Origin of the sequence: Paraburkholderia silviterrae (assembly GCF_004353915.1) — a bacterium.
Classification (GTDB): domain Bacteria; phylum Pseudomonadota; class Gammaproteobacteria; order Burkholderiales; family Burkholderiaceae; genus Paraburkholderia; species Paraburkholderia silviterrae.
This window is the reverse complement of record NZ_SMRP01000022.1, coordinates 50719-72686: the sequence shown is the minus strand read 5'-3', so window position 1 is coordinate 72686 and position 21968 is coordinate 50719. Positions and strand designations below refer to the sequence as shown.

The window sequence follows — 21968 nt, the reverse complement described above, 5'->3', positions numbered from 1 at the left end:
TCATGAGCTATCAATTGACCATCGAGCCCATCGGCCAGACCATCGAGATCGAAGAGGATCAGACGATGCTTGACGCGTGCCTGCGCGCGGGCGTCTGGTTGCCTCACGCGTGCTGCCACGGTCTGTGCGCGACCTGCAAGGTCCAGGTCGTGGACGGCGAAGTGGAGCACGGCGAAGCCTCGCCGTTCGCGCTGATGGACTTCGAGCGCGACGAGGGCAAGTGCCTCGCGTGTTGCGCGCGCGTGCAGTCCGACGTGACCATCGAGGCCGACATCGACGAGGATCCCGACGCGCGCCACTACCCCGTGCGCGACCACGTGGGGCGCGTCGCTGAAGTGGTCGATCTCACGCCGACCATCAAGGGCATCTTCGTCGATCTCGAAGGCGCCGGCATCGAGTTCCAGGCAGGCCAGTACGTGAACGTGCAGATTCCGGGGGAAAGCGTGCCGCGCGCGTTTTCGCTCGCGGGCGAGCCCGGCGCGAGCGCGCGCATCGAGCTCAACGTGCGCCTCGTGCCGGGCGGAAAAGGCACGACATATCTGCACGAGCAGTTGAAGCCCGGCGACGCGCTGCGCTTCGCCGGCCCGTTCGGCCGCTTCTTCGTGCGCCGCTCCGACCCGCAGCCCATCATCCTCATCGCGGGCGGCTCGGGGCTCTCTAGCCCCAAGTCGATGCTGCTCGACCTGCTCGCGCAAGGCGAGTCGCGCCCGATCACGCTGCTCTATGGCGCGCGCAGCCGTGCCGAGCTCTACTACCACGAACTCTTTCGCAAGCTCGAGCAAGCCCACCGGAATTTCAGCTACGTGCCCGCGCTGTCCGACGAACCCGGCGATTCGCCGTGGGACGGTTTTCGCGGCTACGTGCACGACGCGGCGCAAACGCATTTCTCGGGCGATTTTCGCGGCCACAAGGCGTATTTGTGCGGGCCGCCTCCGATGATCGAAGCCGCCATCCGCACGCTCATGCAGGGCCAGCTTTTCGAACGCGACATCTATACCGAGAAGTTCCTCACGCATGCGGACGGCGAGCAGGCCGCCGCGCGAAGCCCGCTTTTCAAATCGATCTGATCGCAGATCCAGAACCCCACTATCAGGAGACGACTTCATGAATCATCAGGCCATCGACGCCCTGCTCGCCAGACTCAGCGCGCCCACCACCGGCGAGCCGCAGGCGCGGACCAAATCGATCGTCGATCGCATCGTGCGCGACCTCTTTTATACGATCGAAGATTTCGACGTGACGCCCGACGAATTCTGGACCGCCCTCAACTACCTCGCCGCGGCGGCACCGGAACTGGGCCTCATTGCGGCGGGACTCGGCTTCGAGCATTTTCTCGACGTGCGCCTCGACGAAGCCGAAGCGAAGCTCGGGCTCGAAGGCGGCACGCCACGCACGATCGAAGGGCCGCTCTACGTGGCGGGGGCACCGGAGTCGGCGGGGCACGCGCGCATCGACAACGGCACAAGCCCCGGCGAGACGCTGCTCATGCGCGGCCGCGTGCTGGGCGAGGATGGCGAGCGGGTTGCCGGCGCGCTCGTGGAGGTGTGGCACGCGAACCATCTCGGCAACTACTCGCACTTCGATCAGTCTCAGCCGCCGTTCCATCTGCGCGCGTCGATCCGCACCGGGGCCGACGGCAGCTACAGCTTCCAAAGCATCGTGCCCGTGGGCTACAGCGTGCCGCCCGCCGGCAAGACCCAGCAGTTGCTGGACGCCCTCGGGCGCCACGGCCACCGCCCCGCGCATATCCATTTCTTCGTTCGCGCCCCAGGCCATCGCACGCTCACCACGCAGATCAACATCGACGGCGACCCGCATCTGTGGGACGACTTCGCTTTCGCCACCCGCGACGGTCTCGTGCCCGCAGTGAAGCGCCAGGGCGCGGGCGACGGCAAGGCCTTCGGCATCGACGGGCAGTTCGCGCTGATCGACTTCGACTTCAAGCTGTCTCGCGATCGCGCGGAAGCACCCGCCAGCGAAGTCGCGCGAGCCCGCGCAGCGGCCTGACAAGCCGGATAAACACGCAAGCAAGGCGGACCGCAAGGCTCTGGACCCCGTACGATCCGCCCGGATGTTCGCCGCCATTCAGTAAGGATTCCAATTTAAATTAGATTCGGAGGAGACAGATGATCCGCATTATCAATCAGCGCAACACCGCCGCGCTTGCGATAGGGCTGCTGCTGGCCGGCGCCGCGCACGCGCAAGGCAGCGTCACGTTATACGGCGTGCTGGACGCGAGCATGCTGTATCTGAGCAAGACCGAGAACCCCACGACTGGCGCCAACGGCGGCAAGTTCATCGGCTTTGGCGACAGCGGCTATTCGCCCTCGCTTTTCGGGCTCAAGGGCACCGAAGACCTCGGCGGCGGCATGAAGGCGAACTTCACGCTGGAAAGCGGCATCAACATGGGCACCGGCGGCTTCAACGATTCAAACGGCAACCTGTTCGGCCGCCAGGCGTGGGTTGGCCTCAGCGGCGGATTCGGCGACGTCAAGCTCGGCCTGCAATACTCGCCGCTCTTTTTGGCGCTCTACGACCTCGATCCCCGCCTTTCGCTCACGGGCAACTCGCTGTTGCCGTGGCTGAACAACGTGGCGGCCACCGGTATTTTCACGCGCAACGCGGTCTCGTATACCAGCCCGCAGTTCTACGGGTTCCAGGGCAGCGTGCTGTATGCGTTCGGCAATGTGGCTGGCAATTTCCAGGCCGGCAAGCAGGTTTCCGCGAGCCTCAAATACCAATGGCAGGACCTGATGGTGGAGGCCGCGTATTTCGACAGCAACGCGAGCCCGGCCGCCGACACCGTGCCGCCCACCGACGTGCCCTTCGAGGGCCGCCTGATCGGCGCCTCGTACAAGATCGGCAGCCTCACCGCCAAGGCATCGTTCACAAGCTTTCGCGTGAGCGGCGGGCCGAGCAACAACCTCTATGGCGGCGGACTCGACTACATGCTCACGCCGAGCATCGATCTGAACGGCGGCGCGTGGTACATGACGGACCGCAACGAGAGTTCGAGCCATGCGCTGCTGGGCTCGCTTGGCGCTTCGTATCTGCTCTCGAAACGCACGACGCTCTACGCGCAGATTGGCGTCGTGCACAACAACGGCGATGCACGCCTCGGGCTCGTAACGGGCGAAGGGCTCTCCTCGTCCAACACGATCTTCGCGCCGTCCGGCACGACCACCGCCGTGGATCTCGGCATCCGGCAGACGTTCTGAACGCGGATGCCTGGCGCGGCGGCATGTTCGCGCACCTTCTCCCGCACGCCCCTTCACGGGGCGTGCCATCCTCGCGGTCCTGCGCCTTGCGCCTTGCGCTGTGCGCTGCGCGCCGCGCGCCGCGCGTCCCGCGTCCCGCGATCTTGCTTGCCTTGCGCTCCATCCACGTACGTTCGTGGCGCTGATCGCTCTGTTTGTTGATGTCGAATGGGCCTGACCGTTAGTTGCATCACAACGGCGAGAAAAGACACACCGAAACAAGCGTGAGCGGCCGAAGGCTCGCACACGCGCCTCGCCGTTCACCCGGCAACAGACTTTACACGTTGTTACGCGCTGGCCGCGCACGGGCCGGCAGGCTTTCCTTATACTCCCGCGCATTCGCCTTACTACTCCTGCTCGCCGCGCACAGTGCGACGCCGATGCACACAACACCGTGATGCCCATGCTCTCTACCAAGTCCGCCCTGATCGCCGCCCTTGCCGCCGCCGCAAGTCTTTCGTTGTCGGCGTGCGTCGCGCCGGGCTATGCGCCTTATGGCGCACAGCAAGGCTACCAGGGCCAGGCGCCCGCCTATGGTCAGCCCGTCTACGCGCAGCCGGGCACCGTGCAACAGCCCGCTTACGCGCCGCCGCCCCCGCCGCAACAGCCGTATGACACGCAAAACAGCGGCCAGTACGGCGGCCAGTACGACTCGCAATACGGCAACCAATATGGCGCGCAGTACGGCACGATTTCGAATATCAGCCCCATCAGCAACGCCACCGGCACTTCGGGCATCGCGGGCACCGTGGTGGGCGCGCTGGTTGGTGGCGTGGTCGGCAACCAGTTCGGCGGCGGTCATGGCCGCGACGCGGCAACGGTCATCGGCGCGCTCGGCGGCGCCTACGCCGGCAACCAGATCGGCCAGCAGATGGGCCAGCCCGCGGGCTACCGCATCGACGTCCGCTTGAGCGATGGCTCGATGCGTTCGTTCAACGTGCCGACGCCGGGCGACCTGCACCCCGGCGACCGCGTCCAGGTGAACGGCAATCAACTAGCGAGGTATTGAGCGCTGGGCGCGCTCGGTTCGTTATCCTGATGATATGCGGGGCTGAGAGTGTGATTTGATATTGTGGTTTACTGGTTTTGGTGGGGTTCCTGGTGGCGTTGGCCTTTCCTTGTTTTCATGTAGGTATATTGGTGTTGCCCCTGTGCGGGGCGGCACCTACTTTTCTTTGCAGCCGCAAAGAAAAGTAGGCAAAAGAAAGCGGCTCACACCGCCAGTGTGACGCCGTCCACCACTGCCCTGTAAATCGGAGCGGCTCCGGGGCATCCGTCTCCTCGCACACTCCGCGTTAGTGACAAAGGATTCATTCTTCCCGCCACGCGCTACGCGCGGGCGGAAGGGTCTGCAAGGAAAACCGGGCGTGCTGCCGGCGAATGCGCGAGAGTCTTTCCGGACGAATACGCTGGAGTCCTACAAATACGCGTGCATCCAACTGGTTTTGGTTATGCTCCACAGCGCGCGCAGCGCCGCCGGAGGGATGAGCCCTTAGTCACTCCGTGTGACGACGCGTGGTGACAGACGCTCCGGAGCCGCTCCGATATAAGTCGAGTGGTGGACAGCGTCACACTGGCGGTTTGAGCGGCTTTCTTTTGCCTACTTTTCTTTGCCGCTGCAAAGAAAAGTAGGTGCCGCCCCGCACAGGGGCAACACTCATATACCGACATGAAAACAAGGAAAGGCCAACGCCCAGCACCCAACACCCAACACCAAACAAATCTCAAACAGGCTCTGAGCGCGGCTTGAATCCGCCGCCAGAATCGGCTGCCCTTCGCTTAAGCATCGGGCAGCCGCCTCGGATACCAATTACTCGGCGAATTCCTCTGCGTACTCTCGATTGCGCGCGTAGTCGGGCGCACGGCGCGCCGCGCGATTGCCGGCCTCGTCGCGCTCATCGCGCGTCCTTGCCACAGCCGGCGCCGGTGCGACAGCACGCACTTCAGTTCGCCCGCCGCGCCCAACGCGGCGCCCCTGTGGCCCGTACACCGCATCGGCTTCGGGGAACATCCACAGCAGCGCCACATAAAGCGCGCCGCCCATGATCAGCGAAACCGGCACGCTCAAATCGCAGCCCCCTGCAAGGTTGCCCAGCGGCCCTACGAATTGACCCGGCAGATTCACGAACGACAGCCCGATAAGCGCGGCAGGCAGCCATGCGCCCATCGCGCGCAGATTCCAGCCATGCGTGAACCAGTAATGGCCGCCGCGTCCGCCGCGATTGAAGATCTGCAGGTCGTCCGCAAGATAGAAGCCGCGCCGCTGCAGGAAGCCAATCACCATGATGGCCATCCACGGGCAGCTGAAGGTGCAGATGAGGGTCGAGAACGTCGAGACGCTTTCCACGAGATTGAACGCAAAGCGGCCGACGAAGATGAAGCCAATGGCGAGCGTGCCGATCAAGAGCGTCGCACGCACACGGTTGAGCAGCTTGGGGAACATGCTCGACATGTCGAGACCCGTTCCGTAAAGCGCGGTGGTGCCCGTCGACATCCCGCCGACAATCGCGATCAGGCACATCGGCAGCAGGAACCAGCGCGGCGAAACCGCGAGCAGGCCGCCCACGTAATCGTTCGCGGTGATATAGCTGGGTGCGTGCGCGGCGATGATGGTGGCCGTGGCGAGACCGAAGAAGAACGGCACGAAGGTGGCGATCTGCGCGGCGAACACAGCGCCCATGACGCGATGGCGCGGCGTCGTTTCGGGAATGTAGCGGGCCCAGTCGCCGAGCGTCGAGGCAAACGATACCGGGTTGCTCAGCGCGACGAGCACCGAGCCCACGAACGCGGCCCAGAATCCCGCACCGCCCTGATGCAGCGTGCCGGCATAGTTGACGTCGAACGTATTCGCGAACGCAAAGCCGCCGAGGATGAACATGAGGCTCGCGGCCCATACGGCAATCTTGTTCACCCACAGCATGAAGCGGAATCCGTATATGCAGACGGCTAACACGAGCACCGCGAACACCATGTACGCTGAGCCGAGCGTCCAGCCGTTCACGGGCACGCTCGCGAGGTCGTGCGCGCCGCCCACGAGCGCATCGCCCGAGCTCCACACCGCCAGCGAGAAAAATGCAATGGACGTGAGCAGCGCGAGAAACGAACCCACGATCCGCCCGTGAATGCCGAAGTGCGCGCCCGAGGACACGGGGTCGCTCGTGCCGTTGCGCGGCCCGAACAGGCTCATGGGCGCAAGAATGCAGGTGCCCACGAGCACGCCGAGGACGATCGAATACAAACTCGCCTTGAACGAGAGGCCGACCAGCACCGGGAAACTGCCGAGCACCGAAGTGGAGAAGGTATTGCAGCCGCCGAACAGCAGCCGGAATAGATCGATGGGGCGCGCATAGCGCGAGGCGTCGGGGATGCGCTCGAAACCGAATGTTTCGATCTGCGTAATACTGGTATTTTCAGCCAAGATGTCTCACTCCTTGCAGCGCCGGTCAGATCCGGCCGCGATGATCGCTCTGGGGCCGGCCGGCGCACTGTCTTCATTTCAGGCGCTCACTCTAAATCAGTCGAATGCGCGCCGTATTGCCAATTCAAAACGTTTACTTCATGCGTGCGCAATGTATTGCTGCCCGCCTCACGCGCATGCGCACTCCTCCTCTTCGGCACGCGCGCCGTACACATTGAGCAAGTCCTCGCAAAAGGCGCTCACGATGGGCTTGTCCTCCATGCCCCGCTTGATGGCGAGGTGCATCGGCACGTCGAAGCCGAACGCCGTGCGCCCCAGCACCCGAATGAGGCCGCGCTGCTCGAACAGCCGGGCGTGATGCTCGGGCAGATAGCCGATATGGCTGCCCGAGAGAATCAGCACGGTTGCCGCGTCGATGCTGTCCGCAATCGCCGTCACCTGGCGCTCGCCGATGCTCGCAAGCTCTTCGGGCACCGGGTAGCTGCGCCAGATCCAGTCGTGCGCGCGCAGCGCATCGAGCGTCACGTGAGGCTCCGCGTGAAAGAGCGGATGTCCGCGCCCGCAGCAGATCACCTGGCGCTCGCTGAAAAGCTCGGTGTAGGTGAGGCCGGCCACGCGATGCCAGAAGTAGCCAATCGCGAGATCGAGTTGCTGATTCACGAGGCTTTCTTCGAGCTCTTGCGGCGGCGCCACGCGCATGGCGAACCGCACGGCCTGGTCGCGCTTGCGAAACACGCCGATCGCCTCGGCAAGCCGCGCGTTCTCCACATGCGAGGCCTGCCCGATCAAGCCGATCGAGAGCGTGCCCACGAGCTTGCGGTCGATATCGCGCACCTGGGCGACGAATTGCGAAGTCGCTGCAACCAGCGCGCGCGCCGAGGCCACGAAGCGCTCACCCTTCGAAGTCAGGCGAAAGCCGCCGCGCCCGCGCTCGCACAGCGTGAAGCCCACCCGCGCCTCGAGCGCGGAAAGCTGCGAGCTGATGGTTGACTGGCGCACACCGAGCGTGGCTTCGGCGGCGGTGATGCCGCGCGCGTCCACCACGGCTAGAAAGACCCGCACGAGGCGCAGGTCGAGGTCAGAGGTATTGGAAAACATGCTGCTACATGGGAAAACCCATTGCCTTGATGCCCTTGATCCATGCGCGCTTCCAGCCGCCTTCGGCGTCGGCGCCATCGAACGCATGGAACGTGACCTTCGCCGCCAGCCAGCGCACCGGCTCGGGCGGGATGTACGTCGGGCTCAGTTTGGCGATATCGAGCGCCTGTTCCGGGCTGTTGCGCCCGAACAGGATGTTCAGGCCCATGAACGCGCCGAAACGGCTTGCCGCCACGCCAAAGCCCGTGTAGCCCGCAACGAACACGCCCTTGCCGCCGAGGTAACGCTTGGCGAACACCGAGCCGCGCGAGCAGTAGTCGATCGGTCCGCCCCATGCGTGCGAGAAGCGCACGTCGCACAGTTGCGGGAAGGTGTTGTAGAACGCCTGCGCGAGCCGGTAGTAGGTTTCGCGCTGCTGGTCCTGCTGCGGATTCGGATCGCCGTCGAAGTGATAGCTCACGAGGCCGCCGAAGATGATGTTGTTGTTCTTCGTGAGGCGGAAATAATTGAGCTGCGTGCGCGTGTCGTAAATGCCCTGGCGGTTCTTCCAGCCAATGCGCTCGAGCTGCTCCTCGGTGAGCGGCTCCGTGGCGAGCACGTGATCGCGCACCTGCAGGACGCGCCGGTTGATATCAGGAATGCCAACCTTTGCCGTGCCGCTGCCGAACAGCACGCGCGGCGCGCGCACGCTGCCATCGGGCGTTTTGACGTAGACCGTCTCGCCTTCGTCCTTCACGCTCAAGAGCGGGGTGTGCTCGTAGAGCCGCACGCCAAGCGTTAGCGCCGCGCGCTTCAAACCCCACGCGAGCTTGGCCGGGTGCACGATGCCGCTGCGGTTGCGCGACCACAGCGCGCCCGCGAAGAGCGGCGAATTCAACTGCTCACGCGTGGCCTGCTCGCCGAGCAGCACCACGTCGTGGCCATATTCCGTGTGCAGATCGTAGTCGGCGCGCAGGTGCTGGACGTGGTCCGGGTCCACCGCCACTGTCATCTCGCCGTTCCATTCGATATCGGCGTCGATGTCGTAGCGCTTGAGCGTTTCCTCGAAGCCGTCCAGATTGCGATGGCCGAATTCCTCGAGCTGCGCGATATCGTTCGGAAACACGCGCACCGCGTTGGGCAGGCCGTGCATCACCGAGGTCGAGATGATGCCGCCCGCGCGTCCCGAGGCGCCATGCGCGACGCGGCCCGCTTCGATCACCACCACGTCGAGCTCGGGCATCTGCTCCTTCGCCTGCACGGCGGCCCAGAGCCCCGTGAAGCCGCCGCCCACGATCAGGAGATCGGCGGAGGTGTCGCGCGTGAGCTTGGGCTCCGCGCTCGGCTGGGCCGGATTGTCGAGCCAGTACGGGGAGAGCTTGGTGCGCGAGAGCGCGTCTTCCACGCTCAATGCGCTGGGCTTGCGTGCCGCCTGGCGCGCGGCGGCGGGCGCCGGCGTGCCGGCTTCGTAGAGTTGAGCGCTTTCACTCATGATGGACTTCACTGCTTCAGACGTGAGGGAACGCCACCGCCCCGCACGGGGCGGCGCGGCTTACTGCTGTTCGAGCAGGACGTAGAACTTCTTGGCGTCCACGAGGGTCTCCCAGCGGCCCGCGAAGCCCGCCGGCAACAGATAGCCCTCGCCTGCCTTGAATTCCTTGCGGCCGCCGTTCACGTCGGTCAGCGCGATCTTGCCTTCGACGAGCCAGACGGCTTCGTCAGCCGTCGTGGCGGGGAAATCCACCGCGCCAACCTTGCCTTCCCACCAGCCGATCGCGTACTTGCCGCTCTGTCCCTCAGTGGCGCGCCAGTCGCTTTCGTCCATGCCGAATTCGAGTTTGGTGAATTCGCCCAGGCCTGCGCCCAGTTGCACGATGTCTTGAATCAGCTTGCTCATAATTGTCCTGTTTTGTTCAATTGGATCGGTGAGCGCAAAGTTACCGATTTGCGCCGTCCCGGTATGCCCTCCCTCGGGGGGGACAACACGCGTTTCGACGCTTTTAGAGGGCGTGCGGCGCTTCGGCTATAATGGGTTCGCCTTTCAATTGGGGCACGCCATGCAGATCTCCGTCCCCCCGCAAATTAGCGATTCCTCGAATAATTTCCCGCTGTCGTTCAAAACGCTCGGCAACGTTATTGAAGCCGTCGGCACGCCCGAATTCGTGCGGCGTCTCACGCTATTGCTCAACGAAGTCATTCCGCTGAACGTCGTGCATCTCGAGCGCTCGCGCGCGGACAGCGCCATGCCCAACGGCTTTCGGTGCGAATGGATCGGCAGCAGCGGCGTGGGCATGGACACCGGCACGATCTCCGAGGTCATGACGCTTTACTACGATCGCTTCTATGAAAGCGATCCGCTGTTTGCCGGCATTCGCGGCAAGATCGGCACCATGCTCGTGGTGCGCGACATCGGCGCGATTCCGCCCGGCGAGTTCCGCCAGCGGCTGTTCGACGAAGCGCTCATCGCCCATGAATGCGTGCTCGCGCGCGGCACGCGCCACGCCCAGCATTCGATCGCGATCGAACGCTCGCTCGACGCTCCGCCGTTCTCGCTCGCGGAAATGAGCCTGTTTCGCAACGTGAGCGACTTTCTGTTTCCGCTGCTCGAGCTGCATGCCTCGACCAGTGCGGCCAGGCGCGTGGCGCATCCCACCTCGTTTCTGCACCCGCTCGCGCAGTTCGACGCGCGCATCGCGGCCGACTGCGTGCGCCTTTCGAAGCGCGAATACGAAATCTGCGCCCACCTCATCACGGGCAAGACGGTGCCCGAGGCCGCTGAAATCGTCGGCGTGCGCGCGGCCACGGCCGAGACCTATGTGAAACGCGCCTTCGCCAAGCTCGGCGTGCGCACCAAGCGCGAACTGGTCGCCTGGGGGCATGCCTCGCCCCTTCTGCACGCGCCGTAACACCGGCTGCCATGGCGCAGCGCGCTCGCGCGCGCCGCCGCTCTCCCCAATACCTTGCCCCCTAACCGGCGTAATGCCTCGCTCACATTGACTGGCTTCGATGTGAACATCTGAATTTCATTATTTACACGGGCTGCGGCTCGCCTACCATCATCCGGTCGCATCACCCACAATCGGAGACACGGTCCATGCAACGCGAATTCAACCAGCCGCTCGGCGGCAACGACATGCCGCGCTTCGGCGGCATCGCCACCATGATGCGCCTGCCGCACGCGGCCACCACGGAAGGCCTCGACGCCTGCTTCGTGGGCGTGCCGCTCGATATCGGCACGTCGAACCGCTCGGGCGCGCGCTTCGGCCCGCGCCAGATCCGCTCGGAATCGGTGCTGCTGCGCCCGTACAACATGGCGACGCGCGCGGCGCCGTTCGATTCGCTGCAAGTGGCCGATATCGGCGACGTCGCGACCAACCCCTATAACCTCAAGGACTCGATCCGACTGATCGAAGAGGCCTACGACGAGATCGTCGCGAACGGCTGCCGGCCGATCACGCTGGGCGGCGATCACACGATCGCATGGCCGATCCTGCGCGCGCTGCACAAGAAGTACGGCAAGGTGGCCGTGGTGCACGTGGACGCGCACGCCGACGTGAACGACACGATGTTCGGCGAGAAGATCGCGCACGGCACGCCGTTCCGCCGCGCGGTGGAAGACGGCCTGCTCCAGTGCGATAAGGTCACGCAGATCGGCCTGCGCGGCACCGGCTATCACGCCGAGGATTTCGACTGGTGCCGCAAGCAGGGCTTCACCGTGGTGCAGGCCGAAGCCTGCTGGAACAAGTCGCTCGCGCCGCTCATGGAAGAAGTGCGCGCGCGAGTGGGCGACACCCCCGTGTACCTGAGCTTCGACATCGACGGGCTCGACCCCGCGTTCGCGCCCGGCACCGGCACGCCCGAAGTGGGCGGTCTCACCGTGCAGCAGGGCCTCGAAATCATTCGCGGCATGAAGGGCCTCAATCTGGTGGGCGCCGATCTCGTCGAAGTCTCGCCGCCTTACGACCAGGCCGGCACGACCGCGCTCGTGGGCGCGAATCTCGCGTACGAAATGCTCTGCGTCATGCCCGGCGTGGCGTACCGCTAAAACCGGGGAGACCACCACGATGGCTACGATACCTACGATAGCGACGCCCGCCGCCGACACAGACGTCTTCGTCCTGCCCGCCGCGACCATCGCCGGCACGCCGGTGCGCACGCATGGCGCGGAAGGCACTCAAGGCGCGAACGGCGTCGCGCATGACGCGACGCCCATTTTCAACGCCTCGACGGGCGCCACGATAGGCTGGCAGGAGCATGCCAGCGCAGCGCTCGTCGACGCGGCGGTGCGGTCCGCGCATGGCGCACTCGCCTCGTGGCGCGGCACGACGCCCGTCGCGCGCGGCAAGCTGCTGAAAAAGATCGCAGAACTGATCGAAGCGGACCGCGCGCGCCTCGCCGCGATGCAAATGCAAGTGAGCGGCAAGCCGCCGCTCGAAGCGGATATCGACGTGGGCGATGCCGCCGCCACGTTCAACTATTACGGCGACCTGTGCCTCGACGAAAAAGCCTTCGCGCCCGAAACGCTCGCGCTGCCGGACGACGCCGTAACCGGCGAGCGCTTCTATGAAGCGGTCGGCGTGGCCGCGCTGATCGTGCCGTGGAACTTCCCGATGGTCACCACGGCATGGAAGATCGCCCCGGCGCTGGCCGCCGGCTGCACCGTGGTGCTCAAGCCTTCCGAAATCACGTCGCCGGTCGAGCACCTGCTCGCGGAAATCATCAGCGAAGCGGGTGTGCCCGAGGGCGTCGTCAACCTCGTGAATGGCGGCGGCGAAGTGGGCGCGCTGCTCACCGCCCATCCGCTAGTCGACAAGATCTCGTTCACGGGCAGCACGGCGTCGGGCACCAAAGTGATGCAGGCGGCCGCGCAGGACATGAAGCGCCTCACGCTGGAGCTGGGCGGCAAGTCGGCGCTCATCGTGCGCGCGGACGCCGATGTCGAACGCGCCGTGACGCTCGCCGTGGGCGGCGCGTTCACGAATGCCGGGCAGATGTGCTCGGCCACCGCGCGCATCCTCGTGCACGACGACGTGTACCGCAAGTTCATGGCCGCGTTCGAGACTGCCGTGCGCGCCATCGTCGTCGGGCCGCCGCAAAGCGCCAATGTCGCGATGGGGCCGCTCGTTTGCGCGGCGCAGCGCTCGCGCGTGCAGGCGCTCGTCGAGCAAGGCGTGCAGGCGGGCGCGTCTGTCGCGTTCTCGGGCAGTCTCGAGACCGCCTGCGCGGACGGCTTCTTCATGGCGCCCGTGGTGATTGCGGAGCCGCCGGCAGACAACCTCCTCTGGACCGATGAAGTGTTCGGGCCGGTGGCGTGCGTCAAGTCCTTCCGCACCGATGAAGAAGCCATCGCGCTCGCCAACGATACGCGCTATGGCCTGGTTGCCACCGTCGTGACCGCCGATCGCGAAGCGGCGCGGCGCTACAAGGCGCAATTGCGCGCGGGGCTCGTGTGGATCAACACGCCGCAACTGATCTTCCCGCAAGTCTGCTGGGGCGGGCTGGGGCTGAGCGGCATCGGGCGCGAGCTCGGTCTGGCCGGGCTGCGCAGCTACCAGGAGTTGCGGCACGCGCTGGCCGACATCGGCTAAAGCGGCGGCGCGGCGCTACACGGCGCCGCGCCGTATTTTATCGTTTCACGTTATTTAGTATTGCCTGGCACTACGCCGGCAAATGTATCGCGACACCCTTCAGCCCGCACCGCGCTGCGGCGCCGCCGTCACCAGCGCCGCGCAGCACGGCACGACGCACAGCAGCCCGAGCAGCATCCAGAATGCCGTCTCGAGGCCAAGCGCCTTGGCGACGAAGCCCACACCCGCGGGCCCGACGAGGATACCCGCATAGCCCGTTGTCGTGATCGCGGCAATCGCGAGCGCCGCGGGCATGACCTGCTGCGCACCCGCACGGCGAAACAGCACGGGCACGATATTCGACGCGCCCAGCCCGATCAGCAGAAAACCCGCCAGCGCCAGCGCGGCGAACGGCGAGGCCAGCAGCACCACGAAGCCGCCCGCCGCCACCACGCCGCCCCAGACCAGCGTGGCGCGGTCGCCGATGCGCGCCGTGACGGCGTCGCCGGTCAGACGCCCCGCCGTCATCGCGATGGCGAACAGCATGTAGCCCACGCCCCCTTGCGCCGCGGCCACGATCCCCTTGCCGGTGATCAGCAGCGCGCTCCAGTCGAGCAGCGCGCCTTCGGCAAGAAACGTGATGCCGGTGAGCCCCGCGATCAGCAGGACGATGCCGCGCGGCGTGACGAAGAGCGGGCCGCGCTGCGCCTGCGCCGCGCGCAGCAGGCGCGGCCGCGCCACGAACATGGCAACCAGCATGAGCGCGGAGCACAGCACGGTGCTCTCGAATGCGCCGAGATGCAGCGAGAGCAGGAAGGTCATGAACATCGATCCCGCGAACCCGCCCACACTGAAGAGCGCGTGAAAGCCCGACATGAGCGGGCGCCCTGCCGCGCGCTCCACCTCGACCGCATGGACGTTCATGGCGACGTCGAGTGAGCCGAGCGACGCGCCGAACACGAAGAGCGCGAGACCGAGCGCGAGCGGCGTGGCCGCAATCGTGAGCAGCGGCAGAACGAGCGCCACGCCAATCCCGCCCGCAACGATAACGGGCCTGCTGCCGTAGCGCGCGGTGAGCGCCCCCGTCGCCAGCATGGCGAACACCGACCCCATGCCGATGCATAGCAGCAGCAGGCCGAGCGTGGCATCGTCGACCGCGAGTCGCTCCCGCGCGAACGGCACCAACGGGGCCCAGCACGCAATGCCGAAGCCGGCAACGAGAAATGCCAGCCGGGTCGCTAGACGCGTGGCGGGCCGATCGGCGAATTCCATCGATGTTTGCTCCAATGTCGCGGTGCAAGCCGAGTCCGGCTTCAGAGGCCTGCGGGAGGGTCTGCCCGCAGCACAGTCGTGCCGGCTTTCGAAAGGGCCGTGATTTGCGCGCGCGGCGCATCGTGCTCGACGATCACGCATTCGAGCGCGTCGAGATCGGCAATGCGGTGGGACGCTTGCGCGCCGAGCTTGTCAGTCGTACTGAGAATGAACGTGCGGCGGCTTCGGGCGAGCACGGCGCGCTTGAACGACGCATCGGCGAATTCAAATGCGCTCACGCCTTCACGAGGCGAAACCGCGCAGGCGCCCAGAAAGCAGGCGTCGATATTCATGTTCAGGACGCTCGCCACGGCGGCTGCATCGACGCAGCCGCCCACCACCGGGTCCACGGCGCCGCCCACCATGATGAGCCTGACGTCGCCGCGCCTGAGCAGCGCGGCGGCAATATCCACGGAGTTGGTGGCCACGGTCAGTTCGTGGTCCTCAGGAAGTGCGTCGGCAAGCGCGAGGTTGGTGCTGCCGCTGTCGAGGAAAAGCAGTTCGCCTCGGCGCACCTGGGCGGCGCCGGTACGTGCGAGTGCCTCCTTACGTTCGCGGGCCTCGTCCATGCGCGCAGCCATGGGGGCCGAAGCGGGCGTTATGGGCAGCGCGCCGCCGTAGACGCGGCGGCACTGCCCTTGCGCCGCAAGCGCGCGCAGATCGCGCCGGATGGCGTCTTCGGACACGCCGAATTCGGCGGCCAGCGTGGCCGCAACGACCGCCTGGCCGGCGGCGAGCCGGCTGGCGATCAGCTCGCGCCGGGCGATGGGGATTTCATCAGTCATGCCCCATGATAACGCGCACAAACGAGAATGTAAACGTGCAAGAACGTGCACGCCGGAAAAATGAATGCCTTCGATGAGCTTGTTTGCGCACGACAGAAGGGAAGCATCTCCATGCTTTCTACCTTCCATGCCCCCTGTTCCAGGCTGTACGGACATTGCATTTAAAATGTCCGAATGAACACGCCCCGCCTCCATCTCCCGTCTCTCGATGGGCTGCTCGCCTTCGAGGCAGCCGCGCGCCACGGCACTTTCGAACGGGCGGCGGACGAACTTTGTGTGACGGGCAGCGCCATCGCCAAGCGGGTCGCCGCCGTGGAGCAACTGCTGGGCGTGCAACTGCTCGTGCGCCGCGGAAAATCATTGACGTTGACGCCGGTTGGCAAAGAGTACCTGGATCAGTTGCGCAGCCCGCTGCGCCTGCTCGCCGAGATGCCGCTGCATCGGAAACACCGCGAACAGAAGGAACGGCTGCGCGTTTGCTCGCCTCCGACATTCGCGCGACAGATCATCATGCCGCGCCTCGCGACATTCACGGCAGCGCATCCTGAACTGGAACTCGAGATCGTGCTAACCGCACCCAACGCGGATACAGCCGCGTCCGATGCTGACCTCTGGATTCGCGGCGGGGACCCACTCAGCATCGGCGGCATGGTGCTGATGCTCGATTGCATCACACCGTTGGCGGCACCTGCGCTGCTGCAACGACTCGGGCCTGTCCACGAACCTGCGGACCTTGCCTCGATGCCATTGTTGCGCACCCCGCTAGAACACTGGACGCCCTGGTTCCGCGCCGCGAACCTCGACTGGCCGGAGCCGGCGCGCGGCCCGAAATTGATGGACCTCGGACTCCTTCTTGAGGCGGCGGCCAGCGGCCAGGGCGTCGCGCTCGGCAGCCCGGCGCTGGCGCATCACTGGCTCGCGAACGATACGCTCGTTCCCTTGTTTCCCGGCGTCGTGTGCCCCGCCACCCCGTATTGCCTGATGCCGCATGCGTCGCAAGGAGCCGCGGCGGCATTTGCCCGGTGGCTCGTCGGCGTTTGCGAGCGGGCGGTCCAGGAAGCATCGGAATTTCTTTCGCGCCGGATCTGACAACATTTCCGACGCCAGGGCAAAGGGGATGGGTAGCATCGGTGCAACCTTCTGGAGCCCCCATGCCCGTCCCAATCACCTGTATTGAAGATCTCCGCGCCCTCGCAAAAGGGCGTATCCCCCGCATGTTCTACGACTATGTCGACGTCGGGTCTTATACCGAGTCGACCTATCACGCCAACGAAGCCGATTTTCAGGCAATCAGGTTGCGTCAGCGGGTCGGCGTCAACATCGAAAACCGCACGCTGCGCACGACGATGGCAGGACACAGCGTCGCGATGCCTGTCGCGCTGGCGCCGACCGGCCTGACCGGGATGATGCGGGCCGATGGAGAAATCCTGGCTGCACGGGCTGCCCAACGGTTCGGCGTGCCGTTCACATTGTCGACGATGAGCATCTGTTCGATTGAGGACGTCGCGCAAAACGTGCCGGGACCGTTCTGGTTCCAGCTCTATATGATGCGCGACCGTGCGTTCATGGAGCGTCTGATTGCCCGCGCCGAATCCGCTGGTTGCACCGCGCTGGTGCTAACGATGGATCTCCAGATCGGCGGCCAGCGCCACAAAGACATCAAGAATGGTCTGTCTACGCCGCCGCGCCTTACGCTGCCGAACCTGCTGAACATAGCGAGCAAGCCGCGCTGGTGCATGCAGATGGCGCGTACCCGGCGTCGCCACTTCGGCAATATCGTCGGCCACGTCGACGGCGTGACCGACATGTCCTCTCTCAATTCGTGGACCAACGACCAGTTCGACCCGACCCTTGGCTGGGCCGATGTCGAGTGGGTGCGAAAACGCTGGGGCGGGAAATTGATCGTCAAGGGCATTCTCGATTCGACCGATGCGTTGCATGCGGCGAAGGCAGGTGCGGACGTCATCGTGGTATCCAATCACGGAGGCCGTCAACTGGACGGCGCGCTATCGTCGATCAAGGCGTTGCCAGCCGTCGTCGATGCCGTGGGAAATCACGTCGAGGTGTGGCTCGATGGCGGCATTCGAACTGGACAGGATGTGCTGAAGGCGGTGGCGCTCGGCGCCCGCGGCACGATGATCGGGCGCGCGTTTCTGTACGGATTGGCGGCAATGGGAGAGGAAGGCGTCAGCAAGAGCCTCGACGTCATCGCGAGCGAACTCGACACCACCATGGGACTGTGCGGTTATACGGATATCAACGCCGTGGACGCAAACATTCTGTCGATCCGGCACTAGCGCGCACACTCAAAATCGACAGCCTGGTTCCACCCAGCCCGCTCTATCAAGACTGGAGCGGCTTTGCCGATTCTTTCAGGTGGCACATCAGCGCAAGCAAGCGCCTGTGCCACGCCACAATCGTTTTCCGGGTCTTTTGCGTAGCGATATCGACTACAAGCCGAATTGCGCTTTCATCATGCTCATGTGATCGACCACGCGTCGCGCATAGTCCTTGGCGCCGCCGCTATAGCGATATAAAGCGTCGTCGAGGTTGCCATCCGAAGCTCTTATGTAGTCCTGCAGAATGGCGGAGCCAATGCGGACGTTCGTGCGCGCGTCATTCAAATCGGATGTGCGAAGGACAAGGTCCCTGTGCTGGGACGGCAGCACTTGCATAAGCCCTCTCGCGCCAACCACACTGACCGCGAATCGGTCAAAACTGGATTCGACCGCGATCACGGCAAGCAATAACAACGGCGAGATGGTGTAGCGCCTGGCCGCATTGAGCACCGCGTAACCAATTTCCAGGGCGTTGCGCAAGCCGATATGGAAGCGGGCATTCACAAAACTTGCGATTTCCTCGGCTGTGGGCGCGCTTTCTTGCGGCACGTCGACAGCGTGATTGGGCGTCGTCCAGGCCGGCGCGTCTGCGCCATAACACAGCCCCGCTTGCGATCCGAAGATCACGATTGCCGCCGCGAGAATAATACTGCTCAGGCGGTACGCCATGGCGCGTGGCCAATCACCAAGTTCCCGTTTCAGCTTCGCATACATGATCCATGTTCCTGACAATGCATACCGCGCCCCGAGCGCATTTCCCAGCTTCAGAAACTGCTGCCATTCGGCGAGATAGTGTCCTCACAACCACATTATTCATCTTACGATCATTCTTATAAGAATGATTTTATATAGGATGATGTGGCTGAGCGTGGTAAAAGTCAAGGACACCAGGGAATCTCCTGGATAAAGGGCGCGATATCATGGCCGCTTGCGACTACTCACGACAGCCCAGCCGAAACCCATGAACATCCGGTTTCTCGAGACCTTCATCTGGCTCGCACGCCTGCAGAACTTCCGCCTCACCGCCGAGAAGCTGCACACGACCCAGGCCGCCGTATCGAGCCGCATCGCCTCGCTCGAGGAAACCTTCGGCGTGCGCCTGTTCGACCGCAACTCGCGCTCGGCCACGCTCACGCCCGCGGGCCGCAAGATGCTGGCTTACGCCGAGCGCATCGTGCGGCTGGGCGACGAAATGCGCCGCGAAGTGGAAGACGCGAGCGGCGACGCGGGCCTGATCCGCATCGGCGTGATCGAGTCGATCGTGCATAGCTGGTTTCCGGCGCTGATGGCGCGCGTGCGCGAGCGCTTTCCGCATCTCGAAGTCGAGGTGACGAGCGACACCACGATCCATCTCGTGCAATTGCTGCGCGCCGACGCCGTCGATCTGATCCTCCAAACCGACCCACTGCCCGAGCGCGACTTCGTCAACCATCCGTTGTGCGAATTTCCCATGCGCTGGGTCGCGAGCCCCTCGCTGGGACTCGCGGGCACGCGCGTCGACCTTGCCCAGCTCGCGGCCTTGCCCATCCTCAGCTTCTCGCGCCATTCGGGCCCGCACACCGCACTCGAGCGCGCGTTCGCGCGCGCCGTGGAGCGCCCGGTGCGCATCAACTGCATCAGCTCGGTGGCCGCGATGATCCGCCTCGTATCGGACGGCTTCGGGGTTGCCGCCCTGCCGCCCGCCATCATCCAGCGCGAGTTGCACGAGCACACGCTCGAGGTGCTGGACGTGGAAAGCGCGTTCGCGCCGCTGCCGCTCGTGGCGAGCTACCGGCTACAGAGCCACCCATTGCCCGCGCGCATTGCCGAATTAGCGACGGAGCAGGCGCGCGCGTTCGTGGCGGCGCTCGGCCCGGAACTCGAAGGCCTGTCCGCGCGCGAGGCGGGCGACGCTGCGCGGGGGGCCGCGAAATCCATGAAATCTACGAAATCTACGAGCGCGACGAAATCAGCGAAAGGCGTTGAGGGCGCCCGGACCACGAAAGCCGCCGGCAACCGCAAGCGATAAGAAAACCTGGTCGGTGCGTATTTTATTTCTTGTTGGACCGAAACACCGTGCGCTCGCCAAACTGCGCTTGTCCGAATTTCAATTCACAGCGCAGGAAATCAACCATGAGCCATCCCACGAGCGCCCCGGCCGGCCAACTTTGCATCTGGACCGACACGGATCCGCACACCGAAGCCGACTTCAACGCCTGGTACGACCGCGAGCACATGCAGGAACGCGTCGCGATTCCGGGCTTTCGCCACGCTCGCCGCTTTCTCGCCAATGACGGCAGCGCGCGCCGCTATCTCGCGCTCTACGTCACGGCATCGCTCGACGTATTCCGCAGCGACGCCTATCGCCAGGCCTTCACGCTGCAAACCGACTGGTCGATGCGCAATTTCGCGCGCATGAGCGACACGCAGCGCCGCGTGGGTGAGCTCGCCTTCGAGGCCGGCGCGGGTGAAGGCGGCCATGCAGCCATCTTTGTCGCGCCGCCGCACAGCGTGGCCGCCCAAGCCTGGCGCAACGAAGCGCAAGCCGCCACGCAAACGCCCGGCATCCACGCCGTGCGCGTGTTCGCCACCGATGCGGCGCTCTCCGCCCCGCTCGCCACGCGCGACGGCGCGGCTGCCGAGGCGCCACAGGATGCGCTCGTCATCGTGGAAGGCAGCTCGAACGCCACTGCGCGGCTCGTGGCCGAGCGCCTCGCCATGCTGGCAAGCGACGCGCCCGCGTCCGTGCGCACCTTCGACATGCTCTGGCGCCTCGCGGCCTGAGCGGGCGCGAGCGAACGATCACGCAGGCCAGCTCGCACGCCATCGCGCGAGCTGGCCGACCAAGCGACAACAAGAACAACGAGCACGAGACACACCCCGGCGCACAGTGCGCGCCGCGCGTTTCCCCTGGAGAACCCGATGAACGCTCTCGCCCAGACCTCTTCCACGCTCGAGCGCCCGCGCACGGGCCGCGGACGCCTCGCCACCGCCAGCATGATCGGCACGTCGCTGGAGTGGTACGACTTCACCGTCTACAACACGCTCGCCGCGCTGGTCTTCAATCACCTGTTCTTTCCCTCGGTCGATCCGCTCGCGGGCACGCTGCTCGCGTTCTCGACCTATGCCGTGGGCTACGTCTCGCGCCCGCTCGGCGGCTTCGTGTTCGGCAATCTCGGCGACCGCGTGGGCCGCCGCGCCGTGCTCATGATCACGCTGGTCCTCATGGGCCTCACCACCGCGCTGATGGGCGTGCTGCCCACCTACGCGAGCGTCGGCATCCTGAGCCCGATCCTGCTCGTCGCCCTGCGCTTCGTGCAAGGCATCGCGCTGGGCGGCGAGTGGGCCGGCGCCGTGCTGCTCGCCGTCGAACATGGCGATCAGAACAAGCGCGGCCTGAACGCGTCGTGGGCGCAGGTGGGGCCCTCGTTCGGCACGCTGCTCGGCACGGGCTTCATCGCGCTCATTACGCTCGCCCTCTCCACTAGCGACTTTCTCTCGTGGGGCTGGCGCGTGCCGTTCATCGCGAGCCTGCTGCTGGTGATCTTCGGGCTGTGGGTGCGCAGCAGCGTGGGTGAGACGCCGCAATTCGAAAAGCTCAGCGAGTCGCACGCGCAAGCCAAGGTGCCTGTGGTTGAAGTGTTTTCGCACCACTGGCGGCGTCTGCTGGTGGCCGGCGGCGCGCGCATCGGCTCCGACGTGCTCTACGCGCTGCTCGTGGTGTTCACGCTCACCTACGTAACCACGGTGCTCAATCTTTCGCGCTCGCTCGCGCTTGGCGCCGTGCTCGCGGGCACCGCCTGCAACGCCTTGGCCGTGCCGTTCTTCGGCGCGCTCTCGGACCGCCTCGGGCGCCGCCCCGTCTATCTGGGCGGGGTGCTGGCCGCCATCGTCTGGGCGTTCGGCTTCTTCTCGCTCGTCAATACTTCGCAGCCCGTACTGATCGTGCTCGCGGTCATGATCGGCCTCGTGATCCATGCCGTGATGTACGGCCCGCAGGCGGCCTTCGTCACCGAGCAGTTCCCGACCCGCGTGCGCTACGCAGGCGCCTCGCTCGCCTATACGCTCGCAGGCATTCTCGGCGGCGGCTTCGCGCCGCTCATCATCGTCGCGCTGTTTCGCAGCTGGCACAGCACCACGGCCGTGTCGCTCTATGTGAGCGGCGCCCTCGCCGTCACCGCGCTCGCACTCTTTACCGCCCGCGAAACCGCGCGCCGTCCCCTCGAGGAGTAAGA

Annotated in this window: 19 protein-coding genes; 12 read left to right on the top strand and 7 right to left on the bottom strand. The window is 65.2% G+C overall.

Going from position 1 to position 21968, the window contains the following annotated elements; all coding sequences use genetic code 11:
• Positions 1 to 2: 2 nt before the first annotated feature.
• From EYW47_RS30760 to EYW47_RS30745, 4 genes are all read left to right on the top strand, one after another.
• Positions 3 to 1067: an NADH:ubiquinone reductase (Na(+)-transporting) subunit F gene (locus EYW47_RS30760; RefSeq protein ID WP_133198582.1), complete on the top strand. Its 1065-nt coding sequence runs from the start codon at positions 3 to 5 to the stop codon at positions 1065 to 1067.
• A 37-nt stretch (positions 1068 to 1104) separates the two neighbouring features.
• Positions 1105 to 2007: a catechol 1,2-dioxygenase gene (catA, locus tag EYW47_RS30755; RefSeq protein WP_133198581.1), complete on the top strand. Its 903-nt coding sequence runs from the start codon at positions 1105 to 1107 to the stop codon at positions 2005 to 2007.
• Positions 2008 to 2126: 119 nt separating this feature from the next.
• Positions 2127 to 3218: a porin gene (locus EYW47_RS30750; RefSeq protein ID WP_133198580.1), complete on the top strand. Its 1092-nt coding sequence runs from the start codon at positions 2127 to 2129 to the stop codon at positions 3216 to 3218.
• A gap of 433 nt (positions 3219 to 3651) precedes the next feature.
• The gene (locus tag EYW47_RS30745) at positions 3652 to 4266 is read left to right on the top strand and encodes an outer membrane lipoprotein (RefSeq protein ID WP_133198579.1); all 615 of its coding nucleotides are present in this window, start codon (positions 3652 to 3654) and stop codon (positions 4264 to 4266) included.
• 801 nt (positions 4267 to 5067) lie between these two features.
• On the opposite strand, the gene EYW47_RS30740 is transcribed toward EYW47_RS30745, so the two are convergent.
• The 4 genes from EYW47_RS30740 to EYW47_RS30725 all read right to left on the bottom strand — a co-directional run bounded on the left by EYW47_RS30740 (position 5068) and on the right by EYW47_RS30725 (position 9649).
• Entirely contained in the window at positions 5068 to 6675 is a 1608-nt protein-coding gene (locus EYW47_RS30740) for a purine-cytosine permease family protein (RefSeq protein ID WP_133198578.1), read from the bottom strand.
• A 168-nt stretch (positions 6676 to 6843) separates the two neighbouring features.
• Positions 6844 to 7773, bottom strand: a complete 930-nt coding sequence (locus EYW47_RS30735) for a LysR family transcriptional regulator (RefSeq protein ID WP_133198577.1) — start codon at positions 7771 to 7773, stop codon at positions 6844 to 6846.
• Between the two features lie 4 nt (positions 7774 to 7777).
• Entirely contained in the window at positions 7778 to 9244 is a 1467-nt protein-coding gene (locus tag EYW47_RS30730; RefSeq protein WP_133198576.1) for an NAD(P)/FAD-dependent oxidoreductase, read from the bottom strand.
• A gap of 60 nt (positions 9245 to 9304) precedes the next feature.
• The gene (locus EYW47_RS30725) at positions 9305 to 9649 is read right to left on the bottom strand and encodes a cupin domain-containing protein (RefSeq protein WP_028219658.1); all 345 of its coding nucleotides are present in this window, start codon (positions 9647 to 9649) and stop codon (positions 9305 to 9307) included.
• A 160-nt stretch (positions 9650 to 9809) separates the two neighbouring features.
• On the opposite strand from EYW47_RS30725, the gene EYW47_RS30720 reads away from it, so the two are divergent.
• From EYW47_RS30720 to EYW47_RS30710, 3 genes are all read left to right on the top strand, one after another.
• Positions 9810 to 10658, top strand: coding sequence for a helix-turn-helix transcriptional regulator (locus tag EYW47_RS30720; protein WP_133198575.1), 849 nt, complete (start codon positions 9810 to 9812; stop codon positions 10656 to 10658).
• A gap of 188 nt (positions 10659 to 10846) precedes the next feature.
• The gene (gene speB, locus EYW47_RS30715; protein WP_133198574.1) at positions 10847 to 11797 is read left to right on the top strand and encodes an agmatinase; all 951 of its coding nucleotides are present in this window, start codon (positions 10847 to 10849) and stop codon (positions 11795 to 11797) included.
• Between the two features lie 19 nt (positions 11798 to 11816).
• Positions 11817 to 13340, top strand: coding sequence for an aldehyde dehydrogenase family protein (locus tag EYW47_RS30710; RefSeq protein WP_133198573.1), 1524 nt, complete (start codon positions 11817 to 11819; stop codon positions 13338 to 13340).
• A 99-nt stretch (positions 13341 to 13439) separates the two neighbouring features.
• On the opposite strand, the gene EYW47_RS30705 is transcribed toward EYW47_RS30710, so the two are convergent.
• Both EYW47_RS30705 and EYW47_RS30700 read right to left on the bottom strand, forming a co-directional pair.
• Entirely contained in the window at positions 13440 to 14591 is a 1152-nt protein-coding gene (locus tag EYW47_RS30705) for an MFS transporter (protein WP_133198572.1), read from the bottom strand.
• 41 nt (positions 14592 to 14632) lie between these two features.
• Positions 14633 to 15415: a DeoR/GlpR family DNA-binding transcription regulator gene (locus tag EYW47_RS30700; protein WP_133198571.1), complete on the bottom strand. Its 783-nt coding sequence runs from the start codon at positions 15413 to 15415 to the stop codon at positions 14633 to 14635.
• Positions 15416 to 15589: 174 nt separating this feature from the next.
• On the opposite strand from EYW47_RS30700, the gene EYW47_RS30695 reads away from it, so the two are divergent.
• Positions 15590 to 16504 (top strand): LysR substrate-binding domain-containing protein, encoded by a 915-nt coding sequence (locus tag EYW47_RS30695; protein ID WP_133198570.1) that lies wholly within the window; start codon positions 15590 to 15592, stop codon positions 16502 to 16504.
• Positions 16505 to 16566: 62 nt separating this feature from the next.
• Entirely contained in the window at positions 16567 to 17712 is a 1146-nt protein-coding gene (locus EYW47_RS30690; protein ID WP_133198569.1) for an alpha-hydroxy acid oxidase, read from the top strand.
• Positions 17713 to 17865: 153 nt separating this feature from the next.
• Here the strand turns inward: EYW47_RS30690 and EYW47_RS30685 are convergent, their stop codons facing one another.
• On the bottom strand, positions 17866 to 18468 hold the full coding sequence (locus tag EYW47_RS30685; RefSeq protein WP_133198568.1) for a lytic transglycosylase domain-containing protein: 603 nt from the start codon (positions 18466 to 18468) through the stop codon (positions 17866 to 17868).
• A 247-nt stretch (positions 18469 to 18715) separates the two neighbouring features.
• Between EYW47_RS30685 and EYW47_RS30680 the strand changes: the two genes are divergently transcribed.
• From EYW47_RS30680 to EYW47_RS30670, 3 genes are all read left to right on the top strand, one after another.
• Complete coding sequence (locus EYW47_RS30680; RefSeq protein ID WP_133198567.1) at positions 18716 to 19762, top strand: LysR family transcriptional regulator; 1047 nt, start codon at positions 18716 to 18718, stop codon at positions 19760 to 19762.
• A gap of 104 nt (positions 19763 to 19866) precedes the next feature.
• Complete coding sequence (locus tag EYW47_RS30675; RefSeq protein ID WP_133198566.1) at positions 19867 to 20517, top strand: DUF4286 family protein; 651 nt, start codon at positions 19867 to 19869, stop codon at positions 20515 to 20517.
• A 138-nt stretch (positions 20518 to 20655) separates the two neighbouring features.
• Positions 20656 to 21966, top strand: a complete 1311-nt coding sequence (locus EYW47_RS30670) for an MFS transporter (protein ID WP_133198565.1) — start codon at positions 20656 to 20658, stop codon at positions 21964 to 21966.
• Positions 21967 to 21968: the final 2 nt, after the last annotated feature.

What these genes read in the sequence shown, in the direction of transcription:
- EYW47_RS30760 (WP_133198582.1), top strand. Translation starts at nt 3, where the DNA reads ATGAGCTATCAATTGACCATCGAGCCCATCGGCCAGACCATCGAGATC.
- catA (WP_133198581.1), top strand. Translation starts at nt 1,105, where the DNA reads ATGAATCATCAGGCCATCGACGCCCTGCTCGCCAGACTCAGCGCGCCC.
- EYW47_RS30750 (WP_133198580.1), top strand. Translation starts at nt 2,127, where the DNA reads ATGATCCGCATTATCAATCAGCGCAACACCGCCGCGCTTGCGATAGGG.
- EYW47_RS30735 (WP_133198577.1), bottom strand. Translation starts at nt 7,773, where the DNA reads ATGTTTTCCAATACCTCTGACCTCGACCTGCGCCTCGTGCGGGTCTTT.
- EYW47_RS30730 (WP_133198576.1), bottom strand. Translation starts at nt 9,244, where the DNA reads ATGAGTGAAAGCGCTCAACTCTACGAAGCCGGCACGCCGGCGCCCGCC.
- EYW47_RS30725 (WP_028219658.1), bottom strand. Translation starts at nt 9,649, where the DNA reads ATGAGCAAGCTGATTCAAGACATCGTGCAACTGGGCGCAGGCCTGGGC.
- EYW47_RS30720 (WP_133198575.1), top strand. Translation starts at nt 9,810, where the DNA reads ATGCAGATCTCCGTCCCCCCGCAAATTAGCGATTCCTCGAATAATTTC.
- speB (WP_133198574.1), top strand. Translation starts at nt 10,847, where the DNA reads ATGCAACGCGAATTCAACCAGCCGCTCGGCGGCAACGACATGCCGCGC.
- EYW47_RS30710 (WP_133198573.1), top strand. Translation starts at nt 11,817, where the DNA reads ATGGCTACGATACCTACGATAGCGACGCCCGCCGCCGACACAGACGTC.
- EYW47_RS30705 (WP_133198572.1), bottom strand. Translation starts at nt 14,591, where the DNA reads ATGGAATTCGCCGATCGGCCCGCCACGCGTCTAGCGACCCGGCTGGCA.
- EYW47_RS30700 (WP_133198571.1), bottom strand. Translation starts at nt 15,415, where the DNA reads ATGACTGATGAAATCCCCATCGCCCGGCGCGAGCTGATCGCCAGCCGG.
- EYW47_RS30695 (WP_133198570.1), top strand. Translation starts at nt 15,590, where the DNA reads ATGAACACGCCCCGCCTCCATCTCCCGTCTCTCGATGGGCTGCTCGCC.
- EYW47_RS30690 (WP_133198569.1), top strand. Translation starts at nt 16,567, where the DNA reads ATGCCCGTCCCAATCACCTGTATTGAAGATCTCCGCGCCCTCGCAAAA.
- EYW47_RS30685 (WP_133198568.1), bottom strand. Translation starts at nt 18,468, where the DNA reads ATGTATGCGAAGCTGAAACGGGAACTTGGTGATTGGCCACGCGCCATG.
- EYW47_RS30680 (WP_133198567.1), top strand. Translation starts at nt 18,716, where the DNA reads ATGAACATCCGGTTTCTCGAGACCTTCATCTGGCTCGCACGCCTGCAG.
- EYW47_RS30675 (WP_133198566.1), top strand. Translation starts at nt 19,867, where the DNA reads ATGAGCCATCCCACGAGCGCCCCGGCCGGCCAACTTTGCATCTGGACC.
- EYW47_RS30670 (WP_133198565.1), top strand. Translation starts at nt 20,656, where the DNA reads ATGAACGCTCTCGCCCAGACCTCTTCCACGCTCGAGCGCCCGCGCACG.